The organism is Borreliella mayonii, from assembly GCF_001945665.1.
GTDB classification, from domain to species: domain Bacteria; phylum Spirochaetota; class Spirochaetia; order Borreliales; family Borreliaceae; genus Borreliella; species Borreliella mayonii.
This window is the reverse complement of the sequence record NZ_CP015787.1, coordinates 1-8,307: the sequence shown is the minus strand read 5'-3', so window position 1 is coordinate 8,307 and position 8,307 is coordinate 1. Positions and strand designations below refer to the sequence as shown.

General features: G+C 24.2%; 7 protein-coding genes and 2 pseudogenes. 2 read left to right on the top strand and 7 right to left on the bottom strand.

From position 1 onward, the window contains the following. Positions 1-195 precede the first annotated feature (195 nt). A pseudogene (locus tag Bmayo_RS05380) lies at positions 196-1,509 on the top strand (DUF244 domain-containing protein). An 89-nt stretch (positions 1,510-1,598) separates the two neighbouring features. On the opposite strand, the gene Bmayo_RS05375 reads toward Bmayo_RS05380, so the two are convergent. From Bmayo_RS05375 to Bmayo_RS05365, 3 genes are all read right to left on the bottom strand, one after another. Further along, complete coding sequence (locus tag Bmayo_RS05375; RefSeq protein WP_075552799.1) at positions 1,599-2,360, bottom strand: tyrosine-type recombinase/integrase; 762 nt, start codon at positions 2,358-2,360, stop codon at positions 1,599-1,601. Positions 2,361-2,554: 194 nt separating this feature from the next. After that, positions 2,555-2,701, bottom strand: a complete 147-nt coding sequence (locus tag Bmayo_RS05370) for a transposase (RefSeq protein WP_235633230.1) — start codon at positions 2,699-2,701, stop codon at positions 2,555-2,557. A gap of 362 nt (positions 2,702-3,063) precedes the next feature. Next, entirely contained in the window at positions 3,064-3,345 is a 282-nt protein-coding gene (locus tag Bmayo_RS05365) for a hypothetical protein (RefSeq protein ID WP_075552798.1), read from the bottom strand. Between the two features lie 1,294 nt (positions 3,346-4,639). Here Bmayo_RS05365 and eppA point away from each other — a divergent pair. Further along, positions 4,640-4,907, top strand: a pseudogene (eppA, locus tag Bmayo_RS07085) (exported protein A EppA). 206 nt (positions 4,908-5,113) lie between these two features. On the opposite strand, the gene Bmayo_RS05350 reads toward eppA, so the two are convergent. The 4 genes from Bmayo_RS05350 to Bmayo_RS05335 all read right to left on the bottom strand — a co-directional run bounded on the left by Bmayo_RS05350 (position 5,114) and on the right by Bmayo_RS05335 (position 8,154). Next, positions 5,114-5,671 carry a chromosome replication/partitioning protein gene (locus Bmayo_RS05350; RefSeq protein WP_075552796.1) on the bottom strand — a complete coding sequence of 186 codons (558 nt, stop codon included), beginning with the start codon at positions 5,669-5,671 and terminating at the stop codon, positions 5,114-5,116. Positions 5,672-5,758: 87 nt separating this feature from the next. Beyond that, a complete protein-coding gene (locus Bmayo_RS05345; RefSeq protein WP_075552795.1) occupies positions 5,759-6,499 on the bottom strand; it encodes a ParA family protein in 741 nt (246 codons plus the stop codon). Continuing rightward, positions 6,475-7,026, bottom strand: coding sequence for a DUF226 domain-containing protein (locus Bmayo_RS05340; protein ID WP_075552794.1), 552 nt, complete (start codon positions 7,024-7,026; stop codon positions 6,475-6,477). Before Bmayo_RS05340 ends, Bmayo_RS05345 begins: the two co-directional genes overlap by 25 nt. Positions 7,027-7,035: 9 nt before the next feature. Further along, positions 7,036-8,154 carry a plasmid maintenance protein gene (locus tag Bmayo_RS05335; protein ID WP_075552793.1) on the bottom strand — a complete coding sequence of 373 codons (1,119 nt, stop codon included), beginning with the start codon at positions 8,152-8,154 and terminating at the stop codon, positions 7,036-7,038. Positions 8,155-8,307: the final 153 nt, after the last annotated feature.

The window sequence follows — 8,307 nt, the reverse complement described above, 5'->3', positions numbered from 1 at the left end:
TCTATACTACTAATAGTTGTATTAATTTTCATTTATTATTACGACCGTTAAATATCAGTTCTTAAATCCATAGGGCTTTACTAAATTCTCTTTTAAAAGAACTTAGTAAAGCCCTAAATTTTTTTGTAAAAAACTTGATAAAAATAGTTTTTGATATCTTCTTATATAAGAAAATATATTTTACGGAGTAAAAAAATGAAAAATTTAAACAACAATCCACAAGAAATTAATCAAGCACACAATCAACAAAATTTTATTGGTTTTGAAGATTTTATAGAACTTGATTATCAAGTTAATCAAACTAAAGAAAAAAGCAAATTAAGCAAGATGGACAAGAAATTGCCAAAAATAAGCAGTCAAGAATGCTTTAGATTTAATCGCAATATTGATTTTAGTGTGCAAAGAAACAAACTTGATAAATACGGAGCTAGTGAAGTAGGTAATATTCTAACTGGTGGTGCAGGACTAAAAGATTTAATGATGAATAGAGTACTTAAATATTTTGGTATAAGTATGCCTTATGAAGAGAATTTATATATGCTCAAGGGCAAAGAGTTAGAGAATTTAGGATTTAGAGAATTTATTAAAGCACACGGGGATAATATTGATATTTTGTATAAAAACAAATATGCCAACGGTGTTGATAAGTATAACTATTCCAAAAAAATAGGTAGTTCAGAAAATTTAGTAGGTGCAATAATTGATGGCTGGTTTATTAATAATGATAGTGATTTAGAACTATTAGAGATTAAAAGTAGCGACTCTAATTATATGAGTAGTGCTATTGATGAGTATAATAAAAATGGCAATTTTTTAAGCAGTAAGTATTTTTTCAAATACTATGTGCAGGCTCAAGTGCAACTAGCGTGTACTGGGCTTGAGTATTGTAATTTATTCTTTTTAATAGATGCTGCACCAGTTAACTGTAAGATTAAAAGAAATAATCTTTTGATAGCAAAAGTGTTAGAATTTGTTAATAAATGTGAATTTGAAGTTTCCAATTTAAGAAATAAAATTGTTAAAAACAATGCGGTCAATTTATTAAAATTAAATAATGGTGACAATGATTTTCTACTAAATCTCGTTGAAGATTTAGTAGAAAGGAGTGATTTTTATAGTTCTGGAGTTGAGTTTGATTGGGCAAGAGAATTTATAGAATATGTTGATTGTGCAGACCTTGAAATTAAGGATAATCAATCTGCTGAAAATCTTGCGTATGATTTAATGGAGATTGATAGTCTATAAAAAGAATTAAATAGAATCCAAAACGAAAATAAAAAAAGAGAAAAGCCCATTAAAGATAGGTTGAAGATGCTAATTTACAATATTACGAATACATATCCACTAATTGAGCAGTTAAATTATAAATTTAGAGAGTTTGTGTTTACTCTTGACCCTAAGAAAAGGGCAATATCAGATAGATTAAAGGGACTACTACCAACAAGTGGTACAGTATTTTTCCCTAGCAATATAGCATTTGCAAATAGTGTCAGTGTCCCCATTGAATAGGAACACTGAAAAAAAATTGTTAAAGATATATAAATGAATATAAAGGATTATATGTCAAAAATAAAGATATTCAAGCTTAACTGGTTAAGCTATAAGGCAATACTATTTTTTATGCACTCATACGCTTGAATTTTACTTGCGTGAGATAGTCCATAAATATTATCAATTTCATATGTTGAAGAATATTTCATAAGTTCTTTAATTTGAAAAGAGTTGTAGCCACTAGATTTTAAATTGAAAATAAATATATTTCTACACAAATGAAGTGATTTACGTGTCTCAAACCCCCATTTTCTAAGTAACTTTTTGAATTTTTTAGCAATATGGTCAATGCTAATTCGATTATCTTTAAACCTATGTTTGGTTTTTTGAAAAAAATAAGTGCGGCTAGTATTAAGATTTTTCTTTTTGAAGTAAGTTTCGTGTACTTTTTGAATAGCAGTAAATTCTTTTTCGGTTATAATAAATTCTCTAGTACAAGTAGTAAATTTTTTTTTGGCCACATTTACTTTTATGTTGTATAAAGTTTTTCCGGTTTTGCTTAAAAAAGTTGTAATATCTTGCATTTTTACTTTTTGCAGTTCGGCGCCCCTACACCCACTTATTACCAGTAGATGTACAAACCATCCAGATATAGGGTCAATTTGTTTTAGGGTTTTGACACATTTTATAATTAATTGATTAATTTTTGGATTTAAGTACAACTTAGCAGGGGTTTTAGAATTTTCTTGTTTATTTTTGGTTGATTTTTTTATTTTATTTTCTTTTCCTGCTTTATGATAATCCTTGACTACTTCAAGCACTATTTCTGTAATTTCTTTTTTAAAATCTAAAAAATCATTAATTTTCATTAATTAACTCCACTTTTAAATAAAACAAAATTAAATATCAAAATAAAATAATATCAATTTATATTAATTCTATTCCATAGTTTGTATTATACTAAAAGATTTACTAAAAAATTTGGGATAGAGTAGCTTTACCTAAAAATAACAAAGAATTTTCCACTTATAATTTCTATGAAATTTAGGTGGAGATGAATTTGCTAATAAATAGATTTGTTTTGATTTTGAATATACTTTTTGATGATATCAATAGAAGTTCCTCCAGTAGAGATAAGGCAATAACTTCTAGACCAAAAATAAGGTTTCCAGTAATGCCTATCTAAATAAGTAGAATATTTTTTTCGTATAAGCCTTGAAGATACTGTTTTTAGATTGTTGATGAATTATTATAAAGAAATAAAAACTAAGGCAGGAACTGCCTGAAGTAAAGCTTGTGGACCATGCTCTAGTGGATGACCGTTCTTTTAGAGCCTAAAAAGCTATCATGGGATGAAACAAGAAGCTATTTCTATAATCTTTGATTTAGAAATAGCAGTTCACAGACACTGAAGGGGAAGCTCTATGAAAATGAAAACTGAATTTTTTCTATGGTTTTTGTTCCTAATTTTATGGATTTTAATGATGTCTACTTATGTTTGTATAAAAAATGAGTGTAGATTTGAAATAGGACAAAATAATATTTTCCTTATTGGTATTAAAACGAACAAATCTAGTACTTATTAGTAAACTTGTTCGTTTTAAATATTAATAAGGCAATTAACAAAAAAACAATAGATATAAATAAAAATGTAAAACCTATTTTAGGGGTTTTGCCTAAATAAGAAAATCCTAAATAGCCAAAAAATAGACAAAATAAAAATGATATTAAGCTATAATAGGGTTTTTTATTTTGGTTATTTTTAGCCCCACAGGCGACACAAGTTTCGTCATATTTTCTAATTAATCTGTTGCAAGAATTACACCGTATATCATCATTAAAAGCTTTAGTCACAATAAATCCCCCCTTTATATATAAAACTTGTAAAGTGATAATATTCATTATAAAAAGACTTTATTAAGTTGGCTACTCTAAAGTAGTGATTTTGTGTTCATTTAATAGTTTTTGTTAATTTTTTAATTATTATTGAGAATAAATTCAGGGTGTCTTTTAGTTAAATAAAATAAATATATTGAGTTTACAAAAACGATTTTCTCTAAATGTTAACTTTAAATTACTAAAAATTGCAAGTCGAATTTTACCAAAAACTAATGCGTTTAGAGTAACTATTCGTGCTCTCATTAAATGCCAAATGCAGGCTTAGCAGGAGCTATAATAAACACTATAGGTAATTTCAAGGGGATCAGACTGAATATGTGATATACTCAGTTTATTATTTATAAAAAACTACTAAATTTGTACTATATGTCATTTATTAGCCATTTTAACAAGATTAATTCCTATAATGAAGAACTTCCCAAAATTTCATTTTTATTACATTTGTAGTTTGTTAATATGTAACAGAAAAATGTAACAAATTAGATATTTAAATCTTTGAAAAATTAAATTTGGATTGTTGCAAAAACATAAAAAAAATTTCAATAAATAGTTTTTATGTTTTACTTTGCCTAATATATCTTGAAATTAGTTGTTTTACAATTAGATAATTTTGCTTTACTTTTAATTTTGGAGAGGCCCCATGAAATATAAAATTTTTATTTTTTGTATTCTTATTATATTATTAATTTCTTGTAGACAATGTTACTAGTATCAAGAAACAATAATTCATACTTTAGAAAATTAATGCTAGGAACTTAGACAAAATTTAGTGAAGAAAATCTTTCACAAAAAAATATTTTTAACTTAAATAAGAAAATTGCTGGTTTAGAGACTAAAATATTTAATTTAGAAAAAGATATTAAAGATATTCAAAAAAATTTTTATAAACAAAACGTTTTAGTTTTATAAAAATTTAATGCATACCATAGAAAGAGTGTTTTTCTTTTCATAATAATAACCCCCTTTATCTCTATTATTGTTAATGGTCTTATTATTTGGTTAATTATTAAGTTTATCAAATAAAAATTACCAATATCCTATCAACAATGCTTAATTTCTAAACACCAAATTAAGACTATTTGTTAGTCTTGTTCTAATTCTTATTAGCATAGCTAATATGTGTATAATAAAGCCTAGGAGGGGATATGAGAAAAGTATTCTTATTATTATTTTTATTTATATTAAGTTTTAGTTTAAATGCCGCTATTGATGAAACAGATATAAAAAAAATTATACAAAAGCCAAAAAAATTTTTTCTAAAGAAGATTTTAATTTAATTAAGAAAAGACTAGATAATTACGATTTTGTAAATGAGTATACTAAAAGTGAAATTTTATCAATTACTGCTCCAAATATTAAGGAAAATTGGTATTAAAGAAAATAACGTTTTATTAGACACTCTAGATGTTGTGGTTTATCTAATAAAAAACGAATTAATACGTATTCTTTTCAATATCCCGTTTATTGATCCTATATATTACCTTATAGATGGCCTACCGTGGTCAATTTCTGCTTGATTAATTTCTTGTGGATTGTTATTTAGGTTTTTCACTTTTTTACTCCGTAAAATATTTTTTTCTTACATATAAGTATATGTCAAAAACTATTTTTGACAAGTTTTTTACAAAAAATTTTTTGTAAAAAACGTTTAGGGCTTTACTAAATTCTCTTTTAAAAGAACTTATAAAAAACTATTCTCTAAATTATTTATAAAATTCTCAAATTAAATTTTTAGTCCTTCATATTTCTTTAAAAGCTTATTAAGAAAATCTTTTCGATTTTCAAGAAGTTCTTCCAAAATAAACGCTGTAAATTTAGCATTTTTTTTGTAAAAATCATAGCTTTCTTGCTTTTTAAGTTGAAACCTTAAAGGTTTTATTGGATTTTGCTTAGATTTTTTAACCTTTTCTGAATTACTATTTCTTAAAAAAAGTATAGTCTCCTTAATGCCATTTTCTAATAAGAAAGGCTCCTCTATAACACCATTTTCTATAGCTAATGCTATTCTTAAATAGCAATAAGTTTGAGTTTTAGCTAACTTATAATCTTTTATGAAAGCATCAAAATTTTTATATCCATCTAATTTATAATATTTATTATCTTTAATTTCTTTTAAAATCTTCATATTTTCTATCTTAGAGTAAATACCTTGTTGTAAATTAGACTTTAAATGTGTTTTTAACATATTATAATGTTCTATTATTTCATCCTTATTATTTAAATTCTTTTTTATTTCCTCTTTTACTATTATTCTATCGCTTATCTCTATTCCTAAACTCATAATTAAAATCCCCCTTGTATTTTTAATATAAAATCACTACTTTTTTATCCTTATTTACATAAAATTAGTGCGCCCGGCGCACTAATTTTATGCTTTTGCATTAAAATTATTTAAAATATTAAGATACTCCTTTATATAATCTTTATCTAAATCAAAACCATCATTTTTAGCAATTCTCCTATTTAAATCTTCTCGTTCTGATATAATGCCCAAAAACCTTGATTTTTTTTGCAATATTTCCAGTAAATCTTTATGTGTTTTATTTTTTTTAAATTTTGTTGCGAATAAAAATACTTTCAAGTTTAACTTTAATTTATTTATAAAAAACTCTAGTAGTTGCAAACTTTCAATGGCCCACTTTTCTGCTGTCATTGGGACTATAATATGTCCACTAATAACTAAAGCATTGGATAATGTAGAGTCTAAATGGGGATTTGTATCAATTATAATATAATCATAATTGAATTTTAAATATTTAAAGCTGTCCTTTAATCTATGTGTTTTATAATGTAAAATCTCTTCACTAAAAGCATGTAAACCTAAATAGCTGGGCAATAAATCAAGCCCATTATTAACGTTAATGATTGAATCATTTATTAAATAATTTGATTTTAAAACTTTATATATATTCTTCTCAAGTAAATCAAATTTATTCTCTATTATTTTTTTATTAAAATAACTAGTAGTAGATGCTTGAGTGTCCATATCTATTAAAAGCACCTTATATTTTTGAGACAATAATATTGAAAATATAATTGCACTTGTACTTTTACCAACACCACCCTTGATATTGGCTATTGTTATTATTTTAGATTTTTTAATATCCATTTAATAATTAGCCCTTCACCAGAATATTTTTTATTGTAGAATTCGTATACATGTTTTTCTAAATCCATCAATCTATCAACAAGTGCTTTATTATAGGGTGTATCTATCTTTTCTTTTTTTATTAAACGCCTCATACCCTTTAAATAACAAAAAACACTGCCGGTTTTAAATCTAAACTCTATGTAATATGTTTTTGAAAATGAATATGCTTTTTTAACTCCATCTATTGTATATCTTACAAAAACATTTTTTATTGGTTTTCTATAACCATAAAAAATTCCTAAAAACTTATCCCCTTTTTTTATCGAATATAATCGAATTTCTTGAATTTCTGTTTGATCATATAATTCTCTAAATGATACACGACATGCATTTTTTTTAGTATCAATCCCCCATTTATGAATATCAGTTACTACTTTCATATGATACACAGTTTTATTATTTTCTTTTTCTTTTTTTAAAAACGGATTTTTTCTTTTCTTAATTATTTTTTTATCTATTTGCTCAATCTTCATTGAATTTTCCATATTTAATCCTTATATAGTCTTTCTATCTAATTCTTTTAAACTCAATACACTTTTTTGATGTTCTATTAGCTCTAATAATTCGCAATAATATATACCAAATACTTTATTGTATTCTATTTTCTTTTGGTTATTTAAATATTTTTTGATAATGGGCTTTAAGATTTCAATATTTGTGTCTTTTTTTAGTTGTTCAATAAGAATATTGAAAACGTTTATCTTTAAATTTTGATAATCTTTTTGGAGATTTTCTTTTTTTCTTTCAATCGACTTTTCTAATTTACGTTTTATGTTACTTAAATCATTATATTTATGATTTTCAATAATAAAATGAGGCTTAAATTTGTAATTTTCGTATATTTTTTGAAGATTTATTTCTAATTGTTTAGGATTATATTCATTTTTTTCAAATTCTTTTTGAGTGTTTTTTAGAATTTCTTTTAATTTGTTTTGCTTTTCTTTTAAGTTAGATTTATTAAAATGTATATTTTTATTTTTTAGTAATTTAATTTCTGTTATTTTTATGATTTTAAGTATTTTGATTATATTATCTTTATCAATATCTAAATTGAATAAAATTGTAAGAAAAATTGAAATAATTTTTTTACATAAAAAGTTACATTTATTGAAATAATTTCTTACTTGATACTTTTCTATTTGTTTAATCTTTCTTTCTTCTTTTATATTATTTTTATTATTTAAACACTCCGGTAACTCTACACTCCCATTTTTAGTAAATCTATCTTTAAGGCCCCTTGTAGCTCTATTTTGAAATCTTAAATCTTTTTTTTCTTGAAAGTATTCGTTTATTTTTTGATAACAATCTTTTTTAGAAAAATTAAGTTGATAGTATATTTCGGTCCCAAAATTTACTCCTAAGTGTTTGTGATAATTAGTTGTGACTTTAAATTCTTTTTCTAATTTGTAAAGATAATTTTGCATTGTTTTTAGTTTAACGGGTGGTTGACCATTTCGTTTTAGATTTTCATTAAAATAATAGAGTATGATTTTTTGTGTGTATTTCTTATGTGTTTTATTTATGTACGCTAGTGTTGAGATAAGAACTACTAATTTATGTTGTAATTTATTGTTACAAGTTTTGGGGGTTTTTATGTTAGGGAAATTTTTCATTTTTTTACTCCGTAAAATATATTTTCTTATATAAGAGTATAGCATACTTTTGATTAAAAAGTAAATACTTTTTAATCAAAAGAAAAAAATATTTTGTATTTTGTATGGGCTACAATTTTAGATAAATATAAATTGATTATGATTTTGATATGG